Source organism: Streptomyces sp. NPDC002888, from assembly GCF_042888465.1.
Taxonomy (GTDB): domain Bacteria; phylum Actinomycetota; class Actinomycetes; order Streptomycetales; family Streptomycetaceae; genus Streptomyces.
On sequence record NZ_JBIAPU010000004.1, the window covers coordinates 241,324 to 264,071 of the forward strand.

General features: G+C 71.3%; 17 protein-coding genes and 1 tRNA gene. 15 read left to right on the forward strand and 3 right to left on the reverse strand.

Annotated features, from left to right (window positions below; all coding sequences use genetic code 11):
- Positions 1-54: 54 nt before the first annotated feature.
- The 3 genes from ACFYWX_RS08720 to ACFYWX_RS08730 all read left to right on the forward strand — a co-directional run bounded on the left by ACFYWX_RS08720 (position 55) and on the right by ACFYWX_RS08730 (position 643).
- Positions 55-228 (forward strand): hypothetical protein, encoded by a 174-nt coding sequence (locus ACFYWX_RS08720; RefSeq protein WP_389423247.1) that lies wholly within the window; start codon positions 55-57, stop codon positions 226-228.
- A gap of 3 nt (positions 229-231) precedes the next feature.
- Complete coding sequence (locus ACFYWX_RS08725; protein WP_003976229.1) at positions 232-465, forward strand: hypothetical protein; 234 nt, start codon at positions 232-234, stop codon at positions 463-465.
- Positions 466-570: 105 nt separating this feature from the next.
- Positions 571-643: transfer RNA gene (locus tag ACFYWX_RS08730), tRNA-Ala, on the forward strand.
- A gap of 138 nt (positions 644-781) precedes the next feature.
- Here ACFYWX_RS08730 and ACFYWX_RS08735 read toward each other — a convergent pair.
- Together ACFYWX_RS08735 and ACFYWX_RS08740 are read right to left on the reverse strand one after the other, a co-directional pair.
- Positions 782-2,392 (reverse strand): NADH-ubiquinone oxidoreductase-F iron-sulfur binding region domain-containing protein, encoded by a 1,611-nt coding sequence (locus ACFYWX_RS08735; protein ID WP_389423248.1) that lies wholly within the window; start codon positions 2,390-2,392, stop codon positions 782-784.
- Positions 2,389-3,696: a cytochrome b/b6 domain-containing protein gene (locus ACFYWX_RS08740; protein WP_389423249.1), complete on the reverse strand. Its 1,308-nt coding sequence runs from the start codon at positions 3,694-3,696 to the stop codon at positions 2,389-2,391. Before ACFYWX_RS08740 ends, ACFYWX_RS08735 begins: the two co-directional genes overlap by 4 nt.
- Before the next feature lie 411 nt (positions 3,697-4,107).
- Here ACFYWX_RS08740 and leuS point away from each other — a divergent pair, with 411 nt between their 5' ends.
- The 9 genes from leuS to ACFYWX_RS08785 all read left to right on the forward strand — a co-directional run bounded on the left by leuS (position 4,108) and on the right by ACFYWX_RS08785 (position 15,563).
- Positions 4,108-6,978: a leucine--tRNA ligase gene (gene leuS / locus ACFYWX_RS08745; protein WP_389423250.1), complete on the forward strand. Its 2,871-nt coding sequence runs from the start codon at positions 4,108-4,110 to the stop codon at positions 6,976-6,978.
- Positions 6,979-7,119: 141 nt separating this feature from the next.
- Positions 7,120-7,854 (forward strand): hypothetical protein, encoded by a 735-nt coding sequence (locus ACFYWX_RS08750; RefSeq protein ID WP_389423251.1) that lies wholly within the window; start codon positions 7,120-7,122, stop codon positions 7,852-7,854.
- Positions 7,855-7,926: 72 nt separating this feature from the next.
- The gene (locus ACFYWX_RS08755) at positions 7,927-8,772 is read left to right on the forward strand and encodes a DegV family protein (RefSeq protein ID WP_389423252.1); all 846 of its coding nucleotides are present in this window, start codon (positions 7,927-7,929) and stop codon (positions 8,770-8,772) included.
- Between the two features lie 113 nt (positions 8,773-8,885).
- Positions 8,886-9,989, forward strand: coding sequence for a helix-hairpin-helix domain-containing protein (locus ACFYWX_RS08760; protein ID WP_389423253.1), 1,104 nt, complete (start codon positions 8,886-8,888; stop codon positions 9,987-9,989).
- Positions 9,986-12,889, forward strand: a complete 2,904-nt coding sequence (locus tag ACFYWX_RS08765) for a ComEC/Rec2 family competence protein (RefSeq protein WP_389423254.1) — start codon at positions 9,986-9,988, stop codon at positions 12,887-12,889. The genes ACFYWX_RS08760 and ACFYWX_RS08765 overlap by 4 nt, the downstream gene beginning before the upstream one ends.
- Before the next feature lie 4 nt (positions 12,890-12,893).
- Positions 12,894-13,724, forward strand: coding sequence for an arylamine N-acetyltransferase (locus ACFYWX_RS08770; protein WP_389423255.1), 831 nt, complete (start codon positions 12,894-12,896; stop codon positions 13,722-13,724).
- 34 nt (positions 13,725-13,758) lie between these two features.
- Entirely contained in the window at positions 13,759-14,004 is a 246-nt protein-coding gene (locus tag ACFYWX_RS08775) for a hypothetical protein (protein ID WP_389423256.1), read from the forward strand.
- A gap of 103 nt (positions 14,005-14,107) precedes the next feature.
- A complete protein-coding gene (gene holA / locus ACFYWX_RS08780; RefSeq protein ID WP_389423257.1) occupies positions 14,108-15,097 on the forward strand; it encodes a DNA polymerase III subunit delta in 990 nt (329 codons plus the stop codon).
- A gap of 67 nt (positions 15,098-15,164) precedes the next feature.
- Positions 15,165-15,563: a nuclear transport factor 2 family protein gene (locus ACFYWX_RS08785; RefSeq protein ID WP_389423258.1), complete on the forward strand. Its 399-nt coding sequence runs from the start codon at positions 15,165-15,167 to the stop codon at positions 15,561-15,563.
- Between the two features lie 235 nt (positions 15,564-15,798).
- Here ACFYWX_RS08785 and rpsT read toward each other — a convergent pair whose 3' ends face one another.
- Positions 15,799-16,065, reverse strand: coding sequence for a 30S ribosomal protein S20 (rpsT, locus tag ACFYWX_RS08790; RefSeq protein WP_030051093.1), 267 nt, complete (start codon positions 16,063-16,065; stop codon positions 15,799-15,801).
- A 229-nt stretch (positions 16,066-16,294) separates the two neighbouring features.
- Here rpsT and lepA point away from each other — a divergent pair, with 229 nt between their 5' ends.
- From lepA to ACFYWX_RS08805, 3 genes are all read left to right on the forward strand, one after another.
- A complete protein-coding gene (gene lepA / locus ACFYWX_RS08795; protein WP_389423259.1) occupies positions 16,295-18,163 on the forward strand; it encodes a translation elongation factor 4 in 1,869 nt (622 codons plus the stop codon).
- A gap of 266 nt (positions 18,164-18,429) precedes the next feature.
- Entirely contained in the window at positions 18,430-20,304 is a 1,875-nt protein-coding gene (locus tag ACFYWX_RS08800) for an AMP-dependent synthetase/ligase (RefSeq protein ID WP_389423260.1), read from the forward strand.
- Positions 20,305-20,653: 349 nt separating this feature from the next.
- Positions 20,654-22,726 (forward strand): SpoIIE family protein phosphatase, encoded by a 2,073-nt coding sequence (locus tag ACFYWX_RS08805; protein ID WP_389423261.1) that lies wholly within the window; start codon positions 20,654-20,656, stop codon positions 22,724-22,726.
- Positions 22,727-22,748: the final 22 nt, after the last annotated feature.

The window sequence follows — 22,748 nt, forward strand, 5'->3', positions numbered from 1 at the left end:
CGTGGCAGAATCAAACGGCCGGAAGGGGGCGCGGCCCGACGGGAGGGAGTAGCGATGCCTGCGAGCATCCTCGGAGAGGTCGACCACCTCTTCGACGCGGCGATGACACGGAGCAGGACGACCCGCCTCGGCTGCCCTTTCTGCGGCTCCGCGCATGTGGCCCAGGTCCTCGGGGACAACGGCGGGATCTCCTACGTGTGTACGGCCTGCGGCCACAGCTGGAGCTGAGCGATGGGTGCACACAGGCGGAAGTGCGACTGGTGCGGCAGCGGTACGCCGATCGTCCGTGACATGGAGCCGGTCAACCCCGACTACCAGTACTGGTGCGAGGAGTGCGCGCGGGCGCTGATCATAAAGGGCGACCCGATCGAGACGTACCGTGAGCTGGAGGGGGAGCCGATCTACGGCCGTCTCCTCGAAGAGCACTGCACGCTCAAGCGGTTCTACTCGTTCGTCACGGCATAACCGGAATTTCCGGGCAATCCGGACGGAACGGAAACGATTTGGTGCTGCACCCGATGGACCGGTAATGTTGGCGTCGCCGCCGGGGAAACCGGGCGGACCAAGCAAGGGGCTATAGCTCAGTTGGTAGAGCGCCTGCATGGCATGCAGGAGGTCAGGAGTTCAATTCTCCTTAGCTCCACAGCAGATCCCGCCGGATCGGATTCGATCCGGCGGGATCTTTTTTGTGTCTCCGGGGCAGACGGGGGGATCGCCGTGAGGGGCCGCCCGGAAGCGGGCGGCCCCTCATCGGTGTTGGAGCTGTGGGCGCGGTGGGTACTCAGCGGCCCAGTGCGCGACGGCCGCGGCCCTGGGACACGACCGGGAGGTTGCGGGCGGGCGCCTGCGAGCGGGTGTCCTCCTCGATGCGCAGCGCGAGCGCCGGGCAGCGCCGCACCGCGCGCAGCGCCTTCGCCTCGGCGTACTGCGGCACCTTCGCCTGCGCGACGGTCGGGAAGCCGTCGGCGCCCAGCTGGAAGACCTCCGGCAGGATGTCCGCGCACAGGCCGTGGCCCCGGCACAGCGTCCAGTCGACGAAGATCTTCTGGCGGCTGCCACCGCTCTCCTCCTCCGCGCTGCCGCCCGGGATGCCCGTCGGGGCCCTGCCGCCCTCGAACAGCGGCAGGACGCCCTCCACGCGCCGGCCACAGCCATTGCCGAGGACATGCGCGGCGAGGTCGTCCGTGAACGCCTTCACGGTCGACTCCAGGAACATCGCGGAGCCGTCCGGGTGCGAGCACGCGCCGCGCCGCTTGACGTTCTTGGCGACCTGCTTGAGCGCCTCCAGGGCGGCCGGACCGCCGCCGTTGAGGATGTCCTCCATACCGCGCGCGGCGGCCGGCAGGCCGAGGTAGCAGGGACCGCACTGGCCCGCGCTCTCCTCCGCCAGCCACTGCGCCACACGCAGCGACTCGCCCAGCGGGCAGGTGTCCTGACTGATCGGCAGGATGGCGCCGGCGCCGAGCGCACCGCCCACGGCGTCCAGGGAGTTGCGCGAGACGACCGCCTCGTTCACGGTCGCCGCGTCGATCCACTTGCCGTGGTAGCCACCCGTCAGCACGCCCTGCGGCACGGGCGGAGCGCCGGCGAGCTGAAGGACGTAGCGCAGCGGGACGCCCGTGGGGACCTCGATCACCATGGGGCGGGCGACCGCGCCGGAGACGGTCAGCATGACGGTGCCCGGCTCGTCGTACAGGCCGGTGTTGCCGTAGCGCTCCGGGCCGATACGGGCGGCGATCGCGAGCTGGGCGAACGTCTCGGCGTTGGACAGCAGGGTCGGTGCGCCGCCCACGCCGTTCTGCGAGGCGCTGACCTTGCGGCCGGGCGGGACCGCCGGGCCGCCGTCGATGGAGCGGATCAGCGAGGCGGCGGCGCCGGTGACCATGCGGATCGGGTTGCGCTGCACGAAGGCGCGCAGCGCCGACCTACGGCTGTTGCTCAGGCCGCGCTCGGCCAGCGCGGCCTCCATGGAGCGCTCGGTGGACTCCCGGGTGACCCCCACCACGAGCGTGCGGGCACCCAGGGCCTCGGCGACGAGCAGCGCGCCGTCCAGGATGAGGTGAGGGGCACGGTTGATCAGCACCGTGTCCTTGCGGCAGGCGGGCTCGTCCTCACTGCCGTTGACGACGACCACCGGACGCACACCGCGCTTGATCGCCGCCTCTGCGACCGAGCGCAGCTTCTTGTGGAAGGGGAAGCCCGCGCCGCCGCGGCCCTTCAGGTTGATGTTCTCCGAGAGCTTCGCGAGCTGCTCTCCGCCCATCGGTTCGAGCGGCCCATGCACCTTCAGGTGCATGGGCAGATCGAGTCTTTCGACAAGGTCGAAGCCCGACGTGAGCTGGGGAAGTCCGACCACGCGGACTTCTGGGACGTCGGGCAGAGCCTCGTTCACTTAAAGCCTCCGGAAGGCGTGTTCCAAGGTTCGCCCGAACCCGGTGCGTCGAAGTCGTAGGGAGCACCGGGTCGTGAATCAGTGGCGGGACCGCTGTTGTACGTGTCAGTGGAGTTGTACGTACCGAAGGGGGCGTTCGACTCACCGGTGTCGTACACATCACTTCCGCCGTACCCGCCGGCGCCCGCGTTGCCGTAGGGCGGGATGTTGAATCCGGTGTCCTGGAGCGGGTCGTACGCCGACGGGGGCGCCTCGCCGACCGGCGGCGGGGACGGGATCGGCCAGCTGCCGGACGTGCTGCCGCCGCTGTCCATGCGCGGCATCGCCTCCGTGGCCTGCATGTCGAACGGCATGTCCATGCGCGCGGTCTGGTCGGCGGCCGGGTAGGACTGCTGACCGCGGGGCGTGTTGACGGCCCGGTAGGCGGCCGCGAAGCCGTTCGGCGGTTCCGGGGCGGCCGGCGGAGCGGGTGCCTCGAACGACGAGGTGCGCGACTCGCGGGACGGGCGCGGGTTCTCGTAACCCGGCAGCGACGCGCTGCTGCGCGTGGACGACGACGCGGTGTCGTTCATGCGGGCCCGGCTCTCCTCCAGCGCCTCGCGGCCCGTGCGCTCCCCGGCGCCCAGGATGTTGGTGAGCATGTCGGCGACCTGGAGCTTGATCGGGCGCGGCGCCGCGCGCAGCGCCAGGGCGGCCATCACCACGAGCAGGGACGCCATGTACAGGTACGTGAACAGCGGGCTCTTGACCGCGCGACCCGCGTAGAGTCCGTGCACCAGGGCCGCACACCAGGCCGGGTAGGCCAGCATGTGCATGGCGCGCCAACGGGCGGCGACGGGCGCCGGGGAGGCGAAGCGGCTGCGCAGCGCCCCGGTGATGCCCACGAAGATCATCAGCAGGCCGGCCAGGGAGCCGAGGCCGATCAGCCCTTCGATCCCGGTGACGCCGAGCGAGAACGGGATGATCGCGGCGATCAGCACCGTGTGGTCAAGTGCGATCTTCGTGGTGACGTGCAGCAGCAGGAACGCGATCGAGGCGACGGCCGTCGTCCGGTGCACCGCCTGACCGATGATCCGCTGGCGCGTGTTGAGGAAGACCCGGTCCTGGGCGACCAGGCCCCAGATCACCGAACAGCTGAGCGCGACGAGGGAGAGTACGCCCGCGCCGAAGTTCAGGAAGTCGCGGAAGGCGTCACCTCCGACCAGCACGACCACGGGTATGAGGAGCAGGACGACAGCGGACGCCACCCCGTAGGCCGACCGGCCTGTTGCGGGGAGCGAGCTGTTACTACGACGAGCGTTCATGGGGGCAACTCCGAGCAGTTCGGGAAAGCGGTCCCGATGCCGAACTCTAAGCGGCGCCATACCGGTGGGTACGAGGTTTGAGTTATTGCGTTGTTATCAAAGGACAATGCGCCTGTTGTGATGTCCCTTAGTGGCTGTTACGCGAAGTAATCTTTGAACCTGGTTCAGCTTTCGCCGGGTGCTTACGGTGTCACAGAGTCATACGTAAGAGCGTCGCGGCGTGCTCAGGGCCTGCGGTACCCTAGCGCAATGCGTGCCGTACGCCTTCTGCTTAGCGGGCCGCGCTGATCAGTCCCGACCCCCGGTGAGACGGGTCGGACTCGGCGCGGCGTCCCCTCCTGTGCGAGGGGATTTTTCGTTTCCCGAGAGACACAGCCGCTGGCAGAGACGATCGATGGAGCTTTGAGGATCATGAGCGAGACGAACCCCGCTGCCACCGCCGAGGTGGCCGCGCCGCACCGCTACACGGCCTCCGTGGCCGCCGAGATCGAGGCACGCTGGCAGGACTTCTGGGACGCCGAGGGCACCTACGCGGCGCCGAACCCCACGGGTGACCTGGCCGGCGACCCCGCCGTGGCGTCCCGCCCCAAGAGGTTCATCATGGACATGTTCCCGTACCCCTCCGGTGCGGGCCTGCACGTCGGCCACCCCCTGGGCTACATCGCCACCGATGTATTCGCCCGGTTCCAGCGCATGACCGGCCACAACGTCCTGCACACCCTGGGCTTCGACGCCTTCGGCCTGCCCGCCGAGCAGCACGCCGTGCAGACCGGCGAGCACCCCCGGGTCACCACCGAGGCGGCCATCACCAACATGAAGTCCCAGCTGCGCCGGCTGGGCCTGGGCCACGACAAGCGCCGCTCGTTCGCCACGATCGACCCGGACTACTACAAGTGGACCCAGTGGATCTTCCTGCAGATCTTCAACTCCTGGTACGACGACGAGGCGAAGAAGGCCCGCCCGATCACCGAGCTGATCGCCGAGTTCGAGTCCGGTGAGCGCGGCGTGCGCGGCGACCGCTCCTGGAACGAGCTGACCGACGCCGAGCGCGCCGACGTGCTGGGCGATTACCGCCTGGCCTACGCCTCCGACGCGCCCGTCAACTGGTGCCCCGGCCTGGGCACGGTCCTGGCCAACGAGGAGGTCACCGCCGACGGCCGCTCCGAGCGCGGAAACTTCCCCGTCTTCAAGGCCAAGCTGCGCCAGTGGAACATGCGCATCACCGCCTACGCCGACCGGCTGCTGGACGACCTGGAGGCGCTGGACTGGCCCGAGGCGATCAAGCTGCAGCAGCGCAACTGGATCGGCCGCTCCGAGGGTGCCCGCGTCGACTTCCCCGTGGACGGCGAGCGCATCACCGTCTTCACCACCCGCCCCGACACCCTGTTCGGTGCCACCTACATGGTGCTGGCCCCCGAGCACCCGCTGGTCGAGAAGTTCACCCCGGCCGCCTGGCCGGAGGGCACCCACGACGTGTGGACCGGTGGCCACGCCACGCCCACCGAGGCCGTCGCCGCCTACCGCGCGCAGGCCGCCTCCAAGTCCGACGTCGAGCGCCAGGCCGAGGCCAAGGACAAGACCGGCGTCTTCATCGGCGCGTACGCCACCAACCCGGTCAACGGCGACAAGGTCCCCGTCTTCATCGCCGACTACGTCCTGATGGGCTACGGCACCGGCGCGATCATGGCTGTGCCGGCGGGTGACCAGCGCGACTTCGAGTTCGCGCGCGCCTTCGAACTGCCGATCCACTGCATCGTCGAGCCGACCGACGGCCGCGGCACCGACACCTCGACGTGGGACAACGCCTTCGGGTCGTACGACGCGAAGATCATCAACTCCTCCAACGACGAGGTCTCCCTGGACGGCCTGGGCGTCGTCGAGGCCAAGGCCCGCATCACCGAGTGGCTGACGAGCAAGGGCATCGGCGAGGGCACCGTCAACTTCCGGCTGCGCGACTGGCTGTTCAGCCGCCAGCGCTACTGGGGCGAGCCCTTCCCCATCGTCTACGACGAGGACGGCATCGCCCACGCCCTGCCCGAGTCGATGCTGCCGCTGGAGCTGCCCGAGGTCGAGGACTACTCGCCGCGCACCTTCGACCCGGACGACGCCGACACCCAGCCCGAGACGCCGCTGTCGCGCAACGAGGACTGGGTCGACGTCACCCTGGACCTGGGCGACGGTCCCAAGCGGTACCGGCGTGAGACCAACACCATGCCCAACTGGGCGGGCTCCTGCTGGTACGAGCTGCGCTACCTGGACCCGCACAACAGCGAGAAGCTGGTCGACCCGGCCATCGAGCAGTACTGGATGGGCCCGCGCGAGGGCCAGCCGCACGGCGGCGTCGACCTGTACGTCGGTGGCGCCGAGCACGCGGTGCTGCACCTGCTGTACGCGCGCTTCTGGTCCAAGGTCCTGTTCGACCTGGGGCACGTCTCCTCCGCGGAGCCGTTCCACAAGCTGTTCAACCAGGGCATGATCCAGGCCTTCGTCTACCGCGACAGCCGTGGCTTCGCCGTACCGGCCGCCGAGGTGGAGGAGCGCGACGGCGCCTACTACTACCAGGGCGAGAAGGTCTCCCGACTGCTGGGCAAGATGGGCAAGTCCCTGAAGAACGCGGTCACTCCGGAGTCCATCTGTGCCGAGTACGGTGCCGACACGCTGCGCCTGTACGAGATGGCGATGGGCCCGCTGGACGTCTCCCGGCCGTGGGACACGCGCGCGGTGGTGGGCCAGTTCCGGCTGCTGCAGCGGCTGTGGCGCAACGTCGTCGACGAGGCCACCGGTGAGGTGACCGTCGTCGACGCCGAGCCCGACGAGGACACCCTGCGGGCGCTGCACAAGGCGATCGACGGCGTCCGCCAGGACCTGGAGGGCCTGCGCTTCAACACCGCCATCGCCAAGGTCACCGAGCTGAACAACCACCTGACCAAGGCGGGCGGGGCGGTGCCGCGCTCCGTCGCCGAGCCGCTGGTGCTGATGGCCGCGCCGCTGGCCCCGCACATCGCCGAGGAGCTGTGGCGCCGGCTGGGCCACACCGACTCGGTCGTCCACCAGGACTTCCCCGTCGCCGACCCGGCGTACGTCGTGGACGAGACCGTGACCTGCGTCGTGCAGATCAAGGGCAAGGTCAAGGCGCGCCTGGAGGTCTCGCCGGCCATCTCCGAGGACGAGCTGGAGAAGGTCGCGCTGTCCGACGAGAAGGTCGTCGCGGCACTGGACGGGGCGGGCATCCGCAAGGTGATCGTGCGCGCGCCGAAGCTGGTGAACATCGTTCCGGCGTAGGTCCCGGGACGCGCGGTGTTCGAGTGGGGGTAGTCCCCTACGGGCAGGTTCGGGGTTCTTGTGGAACTCCGGACCTGCCCTTTGCGTTTACCGTGGAAGAGCGGCGCGAGACGTGCCGCGACCGTTCGGAGGAGGAGCGCCGTGGAAGCAGTGATCCCCGTCATCGTCCTGCTCTTCGTGCTTTTCCTGGCACTCGGCACCTACGCCACGGTGAAGGTCGTCGGCGCCGCCAAGCGCGGCGTGGACCGCACCATCCACCAGGCCCGCCGCACGGTCGAGGACCACACCCTGCGCGCCAAGTCCTTCACCCAGACCGGCCCGGCGGGCGAGATCGCCCAGCTCCGCCTCAAGCTGCGCACCTCGATGCGTGCCACCCAGGACGCGCTGTACGCGGGCGTGACCCACGACGAGTCCCTCAGGGAGTCCCTCGGCCTCTTCCAGCGCCTCAGCACGCACGGACTCGAACTGGACGGCGAGCTCAAGCGCCTGGAGTCCGAGCCGGACCGCGCCACGCTCGCCGCCCGGCTGCCCGAGCTGCGCGAGCGTACGGAGCGCATCACCGGTTCCGCCGACTCCCTGCGCTGGGCGGCCCGCGACCGGGCCCAGCACTTCGCCGGCGACGACCTCGACGCCCTGAGCGCACAGATCGACGTGGAGGCAGGCGCGTTGCGCCACTGGACGACGCCGGAGACCGCGACCCCGCCGCCCTCGTGGCCCGAGGCGCCCGCGACCGACGCCGCGAAGGAAGAGCAGACCTGGCCGGGCAAGGCGCGGTCGCAGGAGGCAGCGGAGCCGACCCGGCCCGCGATCACCCCGCCGGGAGCGCGCCCCACCTACCCCTGGCAGAAGAAGCCCCGCCCCGAGAGCACGACATGATCCCGCCACACCCGCCCCAGGTGAGAGGGGCCGGGCTGCCGCGGGGGCACTACGGCAGGTAACCTCCAGCTCATGTCCCGCCATGTCGCGATCGTCACCGATTCAACGGCCTACCTGCCGCAGTGGACGATGGAGCGCCACGGCATCACCGCGGTACCCCTGACCGTGGTCCTCGGCGACCGTGCGCTCGAAGAGGGCAACGAGATCTCGACCCGTTCCCTGGCCCAGGCGCTCCAGAAGCGACGCCCCGTCACCACCTCGCGCCCCAGCCCCCAGCTGTTCGCGGAGACCTACCGCAAGGTCGCCGAGTCCGGTGCCACCGGCATCGTCTCCCTCCACCTGTCCGCCGAGCTCTCCGGCACCTATGACGCGGCGGTCGTCGCCGCACGTGAGGCGCCGGTGCCGGTGCGGGTGGTGGACACCGGGATGGTCGCGATGGCGCTCGGGTTCTGCGCGCTCGCCGCGTGCGAGGTGGCGGAGACGGGCGGCACGGTGGACGAGGCCGTCACGGCGGCGGAGAAACGGGCCGCCGGCACATCCGCCTACTTCTACGTCGACACCCTCGACTATCTGCGCCGCGGCGGCCGGATCGGCGCCGCTCAGGCCCTGTTGGGCTCCGCGCTCGCGGTGAAGCCGCTGCTGCAACTCGACGACGGGCGCATCGACCTCCTGGAGAAGGTACGGACGGCGTCGAAGGCGATCGCCCGCCTCGAGGAACTCGTCGCCGACCGCGCGGGCAACGCGTCCGTCGACATCGCCGTCCACCATCTTGCCGCCCCCGACCGGGCGTCGGCCCTCGCGGACCGCCTACGCGCACGCGTGCCCGGCCTGGCCGACCTGCATGTGAGCGAGGTGGGTGCGGTGATCGGGGCGCACACGGGGCCCGGCCTGCTGGGGGTTGTGGTCTCGCCGCGGTGAGGGGCTGTCGCCGGTCACTCGTGCGGGTGGCGGAGTTGTCCACAACCGGGGGGTAGTCCCCGGGAATTGAGCAAGATCATCGCGGGTCGGCCGGGTGCGTCGATCCTCGTCCCATGGCACTTCGATCACGCTCACGCACAGCGACCGCGACGAGTGGACCGGGCCGTGGGGCCACGTCCGACATCCGCACCCGCGACCGGCGCCGCCGCCCGCCCACGGGAAGCCGCGCCGCCCGCCATCGGCATGTGTCGGCGGAGGAACTGCGCCGACGCGCGGAGGTGTTGTTCGCGCAACCGGTGGGAGAGCGAGGGCAGTCGGGGAGTGGGCCGCCGGGGGAGGGGCGGGCCGCCGGGCCGGTCGCGGGTGTGGGCGTCGCGCCTGCCGGTGCGGAGGTGGCCGCGCCTGCCGGTGCGGAGATGGCCGCCTCTGCGGGGTCCCCTTGGCCGGGTGAACCCGAGAACTCGGGTGAGGCGCCGCGTGCTTGGGCGAGGGCACGGTTCGGGCTCGCTCTGCGGGAGCGGATGCCGGTGTGGTTGCAGGCGCGGTGCGGGCTGGAGCGGCGCAGCGTACTGGCGCTCACGGCACTGCTCGCCGTCGCCGCGGCTTTCGCCGTCCAGCACTTCTGGGCCGGGCGGCCCCAGCCCGTACAGGCACCCCAGGTGGTGCGGGCGGCGGCTCCGTACGACGCACGGGAGCACGGCAGGGCCGCGGCCGAGCCCGGCGGTGCCTCGGCCGGTGCGCCCACGGCCACCGGCACGACCGGCGCGGAGATCGTCGTGGACGTCAGCGGCAAGGTCCGTGAACCGGGGATCCACCACCTCCCGGCCGGCTCACGCGTGGCCGACGCGTTGCGCGCGGCCGGCGGGGTGAGGCCGGGCACGAACACCGACAGCCTCAACCGCGCCCGCTTCCTCGTGGACGGGGAACAGGTGATCGTCGGCGGGCCCGCAGCTGCTCCGGGCGCTGGTCCGGGCCCCGCAGGCGCCGGTCCGGCAGCCGGTGCGCCGGGCGGAGCCGCGCCCGCGACACCGGTGTCCCTCAACACGGCCACCGTGGACCAGCTCGACACCCTCCCGGGCGTAGGGCCCGTGCTGGCCCAGCACATCATCGACTACCGCACCCGGCACGGCGGCTTCCGCTCGGTCGACGAGCTGCGCGAGGTCAACGGCATCGGCGAACGCCGCTTCGCCGACCTGCGGAACCTCGTACGGCCATGAGGGCCGGCCGTGTGGTGCCGACCGGTGAGGGTGTGCCGCCCGGCGAGGGTGCGCTGTCCGGGGAGGGCGTGCAGCCCGGGGAGGGCGTGCAGCCCGGGGAGGGTCTGCCGTCCGCCCCCGACGATGTTTCCCCCGCCCGCCCTTCCGTGCACGCCGCCTCGGGGAACCGGCTCGGAGCCGCTCGCCCCCGTCAGGAGGCACCGACGGATCTGCGCCTCGTGCCGCCCGCGCTCGCCGCGTGGATGACGGCGGCCCTGGCGTTGGACGCGTTGCCGGGAGTGGTCGCCGGAGTCGGTGGGGTGTGCCTGGGGCTGGCTGCCGTACTGCTGGCGGTGCGGCGGCGTGGGGGAGTGGGTGGCGCCCATGAGCCGGGGCGTGGCGGTGCGTGGTCGCGTACGACGGTTGCCGCCGTGCTGCTCTGTGTGGCCGCGGCGGCCGCCTCGGCCGGGCTGCACGGGGCGGATCTGCGTCGTGGACCGGTGCCGGTGCTGGCCCGGCAGTACGCCACGGTGACCGCGGAGGTGGAGGTCACCGCAGACCCTCGGCTCAGTCGGCCCCGCGTCACCGGGAACCACGCGGCCCGTCCCGCCGTGCTGATCGGCGCGGAGGTCCGGCGAGTCGGGGAGGTGAGCACACGCGCGCCGGTGCTGGTGATCGTCGACGTCGATGGGCCCGGTGGTGGGGCTGGGGCTGAGAAGGCCGCACAGCGTTCCCCCTGGCTCACCCTCCTGCCCTCCACGAGGCTCCGGATCAGCGGACGGCTCGCGCCGGCGTTGGTCGGCGCTGACCGGGTCGCGGCCGTGCTGCGGGTGCGGGAGCGGGCGGCGCCGGAGGCTGATCGGTCGCGGGCGGTGCCGGAGGCGGCGCGGGAGCGGGCGGCGCCTGGAGTGACGGGGAAGCGGGCGGCGCCTGGAGGGACGGGGAAGTGGGCGGCGCCTGGAGTGGCGGGGAAGTGGGCGGCGCCTGGAGTGGCGGGGAAGTGGGCGGCGCCTGGAGTGGCGGGGAAGTGGGCGGCGCCTGGAGCGGCGGGGAAGTGGGCGGCGCCTGGAGCGGCGGCGCCGATGGCGGCGGGGACGCGGGCGGGGCCGGACGTGGTGGGGCAGCCGTCGGGGGCGCAGCGGCTGGCGGGGCGGTTGCGGGCGGGGTTGCGGGAGGCGACCGACGGGTTGCCGGCGGACGCCAGGGCGTTGCTGCCGGGGCTGGTCGTCGGGGACACCGCGCGCATCACGCCCGAGCTGGAGGAGGCTTTCGAGGAGACCGACCTCGCGCACACCCTGGCCGTGTCCGGCAGCAACCTCACGATCATCCTCGCCCTGCTCCTCGGACCGCCCGGCCTCGCCCAGCGCGTCGAGCGCCGCGGCCTCGCCCCGCGTCTCGGCATCCCCCTGCGGGCCACCGCACTGCTCGGCGGAGCGCTCACGCTCGGGTTCGTCGTCGTGTGCCGGCCCGACCCGAGTGTGCTGCGGGCCGCGGCCTGCGGAGCGGTCGTCCTGCTCGCCCTCGCCACCGGCCGCCGCCGCTCGCTGGTCCCGGCACTGGCGACGGCCGTCCTGCTGCTGGTGCTGTACGACCCGTGGCTGGCCCGCAGCTACGGCTTCCTGCTCTCCGTCCTGGCCACCGGCGCCCTGCTCACGCTGGCGCCCCGCTGGAGCGGCGCGTTGCGCGACCGCGGGGTTCCGCCCCGGCTGGCGGAGGCCCTGGCCGCGGCGGGAGCGGCCCAGGCACTGTGCGCGCCGGTCGTGGCGGTGCTGTCGGCCCGGGTGAGCCTGGTGGCGGTGCCGTGCAACCTGCTGGTGGAGTTCGCGGTCGCGCCTGCCACGGTGCTGGGGTTCGCCGCGCTGGCGGTGGCGCCGGTGGCGCTGCCGGTGGCCAAGGCGCTGGCGTGGGGCGCGAGTTGGCCCGCAGGCTGGATCGCGGACGTGGCGCGGACCGGGGCGGCGCTGCCCGGCGCGGGAGTGGACTGGCCGGGCAGCTGGACGGGCGCATTGCTGCTGGCCCTCGCCACGGCGACGGTCGTCCTCGTCGGCAGGCGGCTCCTGCGACATCCCTGGCTGTGTGGGGCGTGCGGGCTGCTGCTCCTGCTCGTGGTGGTGCAGCCGCCGCCGCTGACCCGGGTGGTCACGGGCTGGCCGCCGCCTGGCTGGCGGTTCGCGATGTGCGACGTGGGCCAGGGCGACGCGACGGTGCTCGCGGCCGGCGAGGGCACCGGGGTGGTGGTGGACGCCGGGCCCGATCCGACGCTGGTCGACCGGTGCCTGCGTGACCTCGGCATCACCAGGGTCCCCCTCGTCGTCCTGACCCACTTCCACGCCGACCACGTGGCCGGTCTGCCGGGCGTGCTGCGGGGGCGCGCGGTGGGCGCGATCCAGACGACAGGCTTCGAAGAGCCCGCCGACCAGGTGGAGTTCGTACGGATGGAGGCGGCGGCACATCACGTTCCCCTCACCCGGGCCGGCGCCGGGGAGGAGCGTCGGATCGGCGCCCTCTCCTGGCAGGTGCTGTGGCCGCCGCCTCATCCGGTGCCGGAGCCGGAGGGCCCCAACGACGCCAGCGTCACGCTGCTGGCCCGCTCGGCCGGGCTGCGCCTGCTGCTGCTCGGCGACCTCGAACCCCCGGCGCAGCGGGCCCTGTTGCGGTCACCGGAGGCCCCGCTGCTGGGCGGTGTCGACGTGCTCAAGGTGGCCCATCACGGCTCGGCCTACCAGGACCCGGACCTCATACGTATGGTGGCTCCCCGGCTCGCCCTGATCAGCTGCGGCGCGGACAACCCGTACGGGCATCCCGCGCCCAGCACGGTCGCGGCGCTGCGGGCCGGGGGCGCGACGGTGCTGCGCACGGACGAGGACGGCGCGGTGGCGGTCGCCGTCCTGGGCGGTGAGCTGCGGGTGGCGCGAGACTGAGGGAATGAACTCCGCACAGGTTGACGCCTACCTCCGCCGCCTGGGGGTCGCCCACCCGGCATGGCCCACCATCGACGTCCTGCGCGAACTGCACCTGCGCCACCTGCAGACCGTGCCCTTCGAGAACCTGTCGATCCATCTCGGCGAGGAGATCGTGCTGGAGGAGAAGCGACTGCTGGACAAGGTGCTGGGCGCGGGCCGGGGAGGGTTCTGCTACGAACTGAACGGGGTGTTCGCGGCGCTGCTCACCGCGCTGGGCTTCGACGTCACGGTCCTCGCGGCCCGGGTGTACGGGGAGGAGGGGCGGCTCGGGATCCCGTACGACCACATGGCGCTGCGGGTGCGGACGGTGGACGCGGGCGCCTGGCTGGCGGACATCGGCTTCGGGACGCACAGCCACTACCCGCTGGCGTTCGAGGAGCGGGGCGAACAGGTGGATCCCGGTGGTGTGTTCCGGATCGTCGAGGCGGGCCCGGACGCCGCTGGGGCGCGGGGTGGGGCGCCCGGGGCGGCAGGTGCCGCCGATCTGGACGTCATCCGCGACGGCAGGCCCGAGTACCGCCTGGAGGTGCGGCCACGGGTGCTCGGTGACTTCGCCGTCGGGGCCTGGTGGCACAGCACCGCGCCGACCTCGCACTTCATGCGATCGCTCGTCTGTTCGCGGGTCACGGAGGGCGGCGGAAGGGTCACGCTGAGCGGACGCAGACTCACGGAGACGGCCGCCGACGGCAGACGTGAGGAGCGGGAGCTGACCACGGACGAGGATGTGCTGACGGCGTACCGGGACCGGTTCGGGATCGAGCTGACCTCGGTGCCGACCGTGCGGACCGCATGACAGGGGGAGGGGAGGGGTGGCCGACAATGGCCCGGTGAGTGATGTGAGACATGTGCTGGTGCTGCCCGACCGCGACGCGGCTCAGGAGGTGGCGGAGGCGTTCGGGGAGCGGTTCGGGACCACGGAGGAGCCGCGGCTGGTGCGGGACGCTCTGGCCGGTGAGGACGACGCCGAGGACGCGCAGTGGCTGGTCGTCCTGCGGGACGAGGAGGAACGGCTGGATCCCGGGGAGCTGGACGCGTTCGCCGGGGAGTGGGACGGCTGGCGCGAGGAGCCGTAGCCCGGCGGGCCCGGCACGCTGGTAGCCCCGGGCCCGGCACGCGGGTAGCCCCGGGCCCGGCACGCGGGCCCCGTTGTCAGTGGCCCGTGGGATGCTTGTCGCGATGGCCAGGAAGACTGCGAATGACGACCCTCTCGCCCCCGTGACGCTCGCCGTGGGCCAGGAGGACCTCCTGCTCGACCGTGCCGTGCAGGAGGTGGTGGCCGCCGCCAGGGCCTCCGACGCCGACACGGACGTACGCGACCTGACCCCGGACCAGTTGCAGCCCGGGACGCTCGCCGAGCTGACGAGTCCGTCGCTCTTCGCCGAGCGCAAGGTCGTCGTCGTACGCAATGCGCAGGACCTGTCGGCCGACACGGTCAAGGACGTGAAGGCGTATCTGGGCGCGCCCGCCGAGGAGATCACCCTCGTGCTGCTGCACGCGGGCGGAGCCAAGGGCAAGGGACTCCTCGACGCCGCCCGCAAGGTGGGCGCGCGCGAGGTGGCCTGCCCGAAGATGACGAAGCCCGCTGACCGGCTGGCCTTCGTGCGGGGCGAGTTCCGGGCGCTTGGGCGGTCGGCCACGCCCGAGGCGTGTCAGGTGTTGGTGGACGCCATCGGCAGCGACCTGCGGGAGCTGGCGTCGGCGGCGTCCCAGCTGACCGCCGACGTCGAGGGGACGATCGACGAGGCCGTCGTCGGGCGGTACTACACGGGGCGGGCCGAGGCGTCGAGCTTCACGGTCGCCGACCGGGCCGTCGAGGGGCGGGCGGCGGAGGCGCTGGAGGCGCTGCGCTGGTCGCTCTCGACGGGAGTGGCGCCCGTGCTGATCACGAGCGCGCTGGCGCAGGGCGTGCGGGCGATCGGCAAGCTGTCCTCGGCGCGGGGCGGGAGACCCGCGGACCTGGCGCGGGAGCTGGGGATGCCGCCGTGGAAGATCGACCGGGTGCGCCAGCAGATGCGGGGGTGGACACCGGACGGGGTCGCCGTCGCCCTGCGCGCGGTGGCCGAGGCGGACGCGGGAGTGAAGGGCGGCGGGGACGACCCCGGGTACGCGCTGGAGAAGGCGGTCGTGACGATCGCGCGGGCGGCGCGTTCCCGAGGACGCGGATAGCCCCCCGCGGGAGGAGAATCGTGCGTATCAGCCGTACATCGCCGAACACGGAAGGGTGGCGATCGCCATGGCTGAACACCCGCACGCGGCGCTCGTCCGCAAGGGCTACGACGCCTTCCAGCGCGGGGACATGGACACCCTGCGCGGGCTCATGACCGGGGACTGTACGCACCACGTACCCGGATCCCACCCGCTCTCGGGAGACTTCAAGGGGGTCGACTCGATCTTCGACGGGTACTACAGCCGACTCGGCTCGGAGACGGACGGGTCGTTCCGGGTCGCACTGCTCAACGTGTTCGTCGACGGGCGCGGGCACGCCGTCTCGGTGCACCGCTTCATCGCCGACCGGGGCGGCAAGCACATCGACGAGAACGGAGGCATCGTCTTCCGGATCGTCGGAGACAAGATCAGCGACCTCGACGAATGTGTCGAGGACATCGACAAGGGCAACGCGTTCTGGTCGTGACCCCGGCGGCGCTGACCGGCTGGAGCGCGCCGAGGGGAAACCCGAGACCGGACACATGCCGGAGGCCCCGGCTCCCGCCCTGGGGAAGGGCGGGGGCCGGGGCCTCCGGTTCAAGCTGCGGGATCCGCGCCCGCGTGGCGAACGCAGGCCGCGCGCGGATCCGAGGGTGCCGGTCGGGAGCGGATGAGAGAGGGCCCGCTCTGGGTCCTTCCGGCGGTCAGATCAGAAAGGGGGTTCAGCCCTTGAGGGACGCGACCTTGGACGCAAGCGCCGACTTCTTGTTGGCGGCCTGGTTCTTGTGGATGACGCCCTTCGAGACGGCCTTGTCGAGCTGACGCGCGGCAGCGCGCTGGTACTCGGTGGCCTTCTCGACGTCACCCGCGGCAGCGGCCTCACGGGCCTTGCGGACCGCGGTCTTCAGGGAGGACTTGACGGCCTTGTTGCGCAGCCGGGCCTTCTCGTTGGTCTTGATCCGCTTGATCTGGGACTTGATGTTCGCCACGAATGAGCCTTTGCAGGTTCAGGCACGGGGCCGCACGGGTCCCGTACCGATGATTTTCTTGAGGCGTGTCTCGCGCTGAGAGGGCATGAGACACAGCCACCCAGGCTACCAGTGGCCCATCCCGTGGCCCAAACCGGTCGCAGGTCCCCGCCCGTGGGACCATGGAGGCTACGTATCGATCCGACCAGAGCCGCTGACCCTGCGGATACCTCAAGAATCAGGACCCTGCGTGCCCGCGACCCCTAAGAATGTGCCCGAGCCGAGCCGTACCGACCCGGCTCTGATCCGCAATTTCTGCATCATCGCGCACATCGACCACGGCAAGTCCACGCTCGCCGACCGGATGCTCCAGCTGACCGGTGTGGTCGAGCAGCGGCAGATGCGTGCTCAGTATCTCGACCGCATGGACATCGAGCGTGAGCGCGGCATCACGATCAAGTCCCAGGCGGTGCGTCTGCCGTGGGCTCCGACCACGGATCCCGGCAACACGCACATCCTCAACATGATCGACACCCCGGGGCACGTCGACTTCACCTACGAGGTCTCACGGTCGCTCGCCGCCTGCGAGGGGACCGTGCTCCTCGTCGACGCCGCCCAGGGCATCGAGGCGCAGACCCTCGCCAACCTCTACCTGGCGATGGAGAACGACCTCAAGATCATCCCTGTGCTCAACAAGATCGACCTGCCGGCCGCCCAGCCGGAGAAGTTCTCCGAGGAACTCGCCAACCTCATCGGCTGTGACCCCGAGGACGTCCTCAAGGTCTCCGCCAAGACGGGCGTGGGCGTCGACGCGCTGCTCGACAAGGTGGTCCGGGAGATCCCGCCGCCGGTCGGTGTCAAGGACGCCCCCGCGCGCGCCATGATCTTCGACTCCGTGTACGACTCGTACCGCGGCGTGGTCACGTACGTCCGTGTCATCGACGGCCAGCTCAACAAGCGTGAGCGGATCCGGATGATGTCCACGGGCGCCACGCACGAGCTGCTGGAGATCGGCACCAACTCGCCCGAGATGCTCCCCGCCGACGGCCTCGGCGTCGGCGAGGTGGGCTATCTGATCACCGGTGTGAAGGACGTCCGCCAGTCCAAGGTGGGTGACACGATCACGACCCTGCACAAGGGGGCCACCGAGGCGCTCGGCGGGTACAAGGACCCCAAGCCCATGGTCTTCTCCGGGCTGTATCCGCTGGACGGCTCCGACTATCCCGAGCTGCGCGACGCCCTGGACAAGCTCCAGCTGAACGACGCCGCGCTCGTGTACGAGCCGGAGACCTCCGCCGCCCTCGGCTTCGGCTTCCGCGTCGGCTTCCTCGGCCTGCTGCACCTCGACGTGATCCGCGAGCGGCTGGAGCGCGAGTTCGGCCTCGACCTGATCGCCACCGCGCCCAACGTGGTCTACCGCGTGGACATGGAGGACGGCACCGAGCACATCGTCACCAACCCGAGCGAGTTCCCCGAGGGGAAGATCGGCGAGGTGTACGAGCCGGTCGTGCGCGCCACCATCCTGGCGCCGACCGAGTTCATCGGCTCGATCATGGAGCTGTGCCAGACCCGGCGCGGCACCCTGCTCGGCATGGACTACCTCTCCGAGGACCGGGTCGAGATCCGCTACACCCTCCCGCTCGCCGAGATCGTCTTCGACTTCTTCGACCAGCTGAAGTCCAAGACCCGCGGCTACGCCTCCCTCGACTACGAGCCCACCGGCGAGCAGACCAGCTCACTCGTCAAGGTCGACATCCTGCTGCACGGCGACAAGGTGGACGCCTTCTCGGCGATCACCCACAAGGACGCCGCGTACGCGTACGGCGTGCGGCTCGTCGCCAAGCTGCGCGAACTCATCCCGCGGCAGGCCTTCGAGGTGCCCATCCAGGCCGCCATCGGCTCCCGGGTGATCGCCCGTGAGACGATTCGCGCCATCCGCAAGGACGTCCTCGCCAAGTGCTACGGCGGTGACATCTCCCGTAAGCGGAAGCTGCTGGAGAAGCAGAAGGAGGGCAAGAAGCGGATGAAGATGGTGGGTTCCGTGGAAGTTCCGCAGGAGGCCTTCATCGCCGTGCTCTCCAGCGATGACAGCGCGGGGTCGGGCAAGGGCAAGAAGTAACCGAGGGTTACACGTTGCGCCACCGGCAAAATGGTCATAAAGGGGCCCGTCGTGCGAAAGCGCGGCGGGCCCCTGTGCGCGTATGTGGTTGCTCTCTGTAGAAAGTGACAGGGCGAGGAGACTTACGCACCGGGCGGTCGAGCTTTACGCTGATGCCTGCTCGATAGTTACTCGCGAGTTAAACAAGGGCGCGCGAGTGCATTGGCGCGTCAGTGAAACCAGCCGCATTTGAGCCAGCCGCACCGCCGCGGGCCCCGGAGGATGTCGTGAGCGACACACAGACCCTGATCGAGAACCGTCCGCCGTCCGTGGCGGGCCTCTTCCTGGACCGCGTGACAGCCACGCCGGACGCCGAGGCATACCGCTATCCCGTGCCTCCCGCCTCCGGCCAGGGTCCCGACGACTGGAAGTCGCTGACCTGGTCGCAGGCCGCCGAGCGTGTCTACGCCATCGCGGCCGGCCTGATCGAGCTGGGCGTACAGCCGGAGCAGCGCATCGCCCTCGCCTCCGCCACCCGCCTCGAGTGGATCCTCGCGGACCTCGGCATCATGTGCGCCGGCGCCGCCACGACCACCGTCTACCCGCAGACCAACGCCGAGGAGTCGGCGTTCATCCTCTCCGACTCCGAGAGCCGGGTGCTGATCGCCGAGGACGCGGCCCAGCTCGCCAAGGCCGTCGAGAAGCGCGCCGAGCTGCCCGACCTCACCCATGTCGTGGTGATCGACTCGGCCGGTGTCGAGACCGCCGACTGGATCCTCACCCTCGACGAGCTGGAGAAGCGCGGCGCCGCCCGCCTGGAGAAGGACCCCGAGCTGATCAAGGAGCGGGTCGGGGCGATCACCTCCGAGCAGCTCGCCACCCTCATCTACACCTCCGGCACCACCGGCCGCCCCAAGGGCGTGCGTCTGCCGCACGACAACTGGTCGTACATGGCGAAGGCGATCGCCGCGACCGGGCTGATCAGCGGCGAGGACGTGCAGTACCTGTGGCTGCCGCTCGCCCACGTCTTCGGCAAGGTGCTCACCTCCGGCCAGATCGAGGTCGGCGGCGTCACCGCCGTCGACGGCCGCGTGGACAAGATCATCGAGAACCTTCCGATCGTCCAGCCGACGTACATGGCGGCCGTACCGCGCATCTTCGAGAAGGTCTACAACGGCGTCGCCGCCAAGGCCCGCGCGGGCGGCGCCGCCAAGTACAAGATCTTCCAGTGGGCGGCGGAGGTCGCCCGTGAGTACGCCAAGGTCAGCCAGGACAACTTCCGCCGCACCGGCACGGCCTCCGTGCCGTTCGGGCTCGGGGCGAAGCACAAGGCCGCCGACGCGCTCGTCTACGCCAAGCTCCGCGAGGCCTTCGGCGGCAAACTCCGCGCGTGCGTCTCCGGCTCGGCCGCCCTCGCGCCGGAGATCGGCTACTTCTTCTCGGGCGCGGGCATCCACATCCTCGAGGGCTACGGCCTCACGGAGTCGTCCGCGGCCTCCTTCGTGAACCCCGGCGAGGCCTACCGCACCGGCACGGTCGGCAAGCCGCTGCCCGGCACGGAGGTACGCATCGCGGATGACGGGGAGATCCTGCTGCGGGGCCCCGGCATCATGGAGGGCTACCACAAGCTGCCCGAGAAGACCGTCGAGGTGCTGGAGTCGGACGGGTGGTTCCACACCGGGGACATCGGTGAGCTGTCGCCCGACGGGTACCTGCGGATCACCGACCGCAAGAAGGACCTCATCAAGACGTCCGGCGGCAAGTACATCGCGCCCGCGGAGGTCGAGGGGCAGTTCAAGGGCGTGTGCCCGTACGTGTCCAACATCCTCGTGCACGGTGCGGACCGGAACTTCTGCACGGCGCTGATCGCTCTGGACGAGGTCGCGATCCTCGACTGGGCGAAGGAGAACGGGCTGGAGGGGAAGGCGTACGCGGAGGTCGTGGCGGCGCCGGCGACGGTCTCGATGGTCGAGGCATATGTGAAGGAGCTCAACGCGGGGCTTCAGAAGTGGCAGACGATCAAGAAGTTCCGGTTGCTGCCCCGGGATCTCGACGTGGAGCACGGGGAGATCACGCCGAGTCTGAAGTTGAAGCGGCCGGTCGTCGAGCGGGAGTACCAGTACCTCATCGACGAGATGTACGCGGGGTCTCGGGAGGCGTAGGGGGTGGCGGGGACCGTTCGCGGCTGCGGGTTCGTCGTGGCTTGTCGCGCAGTTCCCCGCGCCCCTTCGGGGCGCTGTCAGGCGCCGGAGCTTCCTGACCTTTGCTCGTAGGTCTTCCCGTTCCTGGGTCTTGCGGTACAGGCCCAGGAACACGTTTGTTCACGGCCAGTGCACGCAGGTCGAATGCTCGAATCCGGTCCTGTTTCTGACCGTCTTCGAGCACACGCATAGCACTGTTCTCACTCATGACGGCCCACTTCGGTAACTCGGCGCTTATGGGCGCGGCCAGTCTGTCACTCTGTCCGCATCGACCGAGGCGTACTCGTCCGAACTGCTCGGGGAGCTGTCCATGAGGGCCATTCCGACGCAATGGGAGACCGTTTCCCTTGCCTCTGATGCGCCTGCGCACCAGCGTGCGCAGGCGCGCGCGGCCCTGTCCGGAAGCTCCCTCGCGCCCGGATCCGCCCGCGCACTGCTGCGCGCGGCGCTCGAGGAGTGGACCGACCTCGGCCTGCCCGGCACCGCATACGTGACCGAGCGGCTGGCCGAGGACGCGATGCTCGTCGTCAGCGAACTCGTCACCAACGCCGTCGTGCACGCCGGGACCGACGTCGAGCTGGTGTGCGGCCTGGACGAGACGGGCGCGGTGGTGGTGGAGGTCTCCGACCACCATCCCTCGCGCGCCCCCCGCGACGGCGCCCCCGAGACGCCGTACGACACACCGGAGTACGGACGCGGCCTGCGGCTGGTCTCCGCGCTTTCCGAGACCTGGGGCGTCACCTTCCGCAGGGGCGCCAAGACGGTGTGGGCACGCATACCGGCCGACGGGGAGGGCTACGGCGAGGACGTCCGGGAGGACGCGAGCGGGCTGAGCGGCGCGCACACCGGCGCGATGGATGCGCACGCGGGCGCGATGGAGATGTACAGCGCCGCGCACACCCCGGTGTACGCCTGGAGCGGCGCCGGCTTGCACACGCCCGAAGCTTTCCCGGCCCCCGAAGCTTTCCAGACCTCCGAAGCGTTCCAGGCCCTCGAAGCTCCCCAAGCCCCCGGAGCTCCCCAGGTCCTCGCCGCTCCAGCAGCCCGGGAAGCCTTCGAACCCCGGCGGGCCCCCGAGCGCGACTGGCTCAATCGCGGTGCCCTCTCCTTCCTCGCCGAGGCCTCCGACCTCCTCGCCGGGCAGCTCGACGAGGATCTCGTCGCCTCGCTCACCGCCCAGCTGGTCGTGCCGCGCCTCGCCGACTGGTGCGCGGTGTGGCTGGAGGACGAGCTCAGCGGCCGTGGCGGCTGGACGGCGGACGGCACCGCGGGCGCCGGGCCGCGCCTCGCCCGGGTCTGGCACGGCAGCGAGAACCGCATCGAGGAACTGCGCCGGGCCCTGGAGAAGGACCCACCGAGCCCACCCGAGGCGTTGCGGTCCGGGCCCGCGCCGTTCCCCTGGCCCGGCGAGGCGCTGGGCGCGGCCGGGGAGGACGGCGCGGCCCTCGCGTACCGCCTGGTCGCCGGCGGCCGTCCGCTCGGCACCCTGGTCATCGGGCGGGCCGCGACCCCGCGCTTCCCCGACGAGGTCACCGGCCTCGTCGAGGACCTCGGCCGCCGGGTGGCGCTCGCCATCGGCGCGGCCCGCCAGTACGCCCGCCAGGCCACCATCAGCGCCGTACTCCAGCGCGGCCTGCTGCCCGGCGCCGTCGCCGAGATACCCGGGGTGCGCAGTGCCCTCGTCTACGAGCCCTGCGACAAGGGCGGACCCAGCGGCGACTTCTACGACCTGTTCCCGGCCGGCGACGGCCGCTGGTGCTTCGCCGTCGGCGACGTCCAGGGCAAGGGGCCCGAGGCCGCCGTCGTCATCGGCCTCGCCCGGCCCTGGCTGCGACTGCTGGCCCGCGAGGGCTACGGCGTGGCCGACGTCCTCGACCGCCTCAACCAGCTCCTCCTCGACGACGCCACCGAGGCCGCGGACGCGGCGGCCCGCGCGCTCGTCGGCCCCGCCGTCCCCGGCGACGGCCCGCAGACCCGGTTCCTCTCCCTCCTCTACGGCGAGCTGGCCCCCTTCGAGGGCGGCGTCCGCTGCACCCTCGCCTCCGCAGGACACCCCCTGCCGTTACTCCTCGGCCCGGACGGCAGCGTCCGTACGGTCGCGCAGCCGCAGACCCTCCTCGGGGTCATCGAGGAGGTCACGTACACCTGCGACACCGTCGAGCTGCGGCCCGGCGACAGCCTGCTGTGCGTCACCGACGGGGTGACCGAGCGGCGCTGCGGCTCCCGCCAGTTCGACGACGGCGACGGCCTCGCCGCGGCGCTCGCCGGGTGCGCGGGACTGGACGCGGACCTGATCGCGGAGCGGATCCAGCGTCTGGTGCACGAGTTCGGGGCGCAGCCGCCGGAGGACGACCTGGCGCTGCTGGTGCTGCAGGCGGAGTAGGCGGAGCAACGGGACGGGTGCT

Excerpts from the sequence above, each read along its gene's own strand:
- ACFYWX_RS08720 (WP_389423247.1), top strand. The coding sequence starts at position 55 with ATGCCTGCGAGCATCCTCGGAGAGGTCGACCACCTCTTCGACGCGGCG.
- ACFYWX_RS08725 (WP_003976229.1), top strand. The coding sequence starts at position 232 with ATGGGTGCACACAGGCGGAAGTGCGACTGGTGCGGCAGCGGTACGCCG.
- ACFYWX_RS08740 (WP_389423249.1), bottom strand. The coding sequence starts at position 3,696 with ATGAACGCTCGTCGTAGTAACAGCTCGCTCCCCGCAACAGGCCGGTCG.
- leuS (WP_389423250.1), top strand. The coding sequence starts at position 4,108 with ATGAGCGAGACGAACCCCGCTGCCACCGCCGAGGTGGCCGCGCCGCAC.
- ACFYWX_RS08755 (WP_389423252.1), top strand. The coding sequence starts at position 7,927 with ATGTCCCGCCATGTCGCGATCGTCACCGATTCAACGGCCTACCTGCCG.
- ACFYWX_RS08760 (WP_389423253.1), top strand. The coding sequence starts at position 8,886 with ATGGCACTTCGATCACGCTCACGCACAGCGACCGCGACGAGTGGACCG.
- ACFYWX_RS08765 (WP_389423254.1), top strand. The coding sequence starts at position 9,986 with ATGAGGGCCGGCCGTGTGGTGCCGACCGGTGAGGGTGTGCCGCCCGGC.
- ACFYWX_RS08770 (WP_389423255.1), top strand. The coding sequence starts at position 12,894 with ATGAACTCCGCACAGGTTGACGCCTACCTCCGCCGCCTGGGGGTCGCC.
- holA (WP_389423257.1), top strand. The coding sequence starts at position 14,108 with ATGGCCAGGAAGACTGCGAATGACGACCCTCTCGCCCCCGTGACGCTC.
- ACFYWX_RS08785 (WP_389423258.1), top strand. The coding sequence starts at position 15,165 with ATGGCTGAACACCCGCACGCGGCGCTCGTCCGCAAGGGCTACGACGCC.
- ACFYWX_RS08805 (WP_389423261.1), top strand. The coding sequence starts at position 20,654 with ATGAGGGCCATTCCGACGCAATGGGAGACCGTTTCCCTTGCCTCTGAT.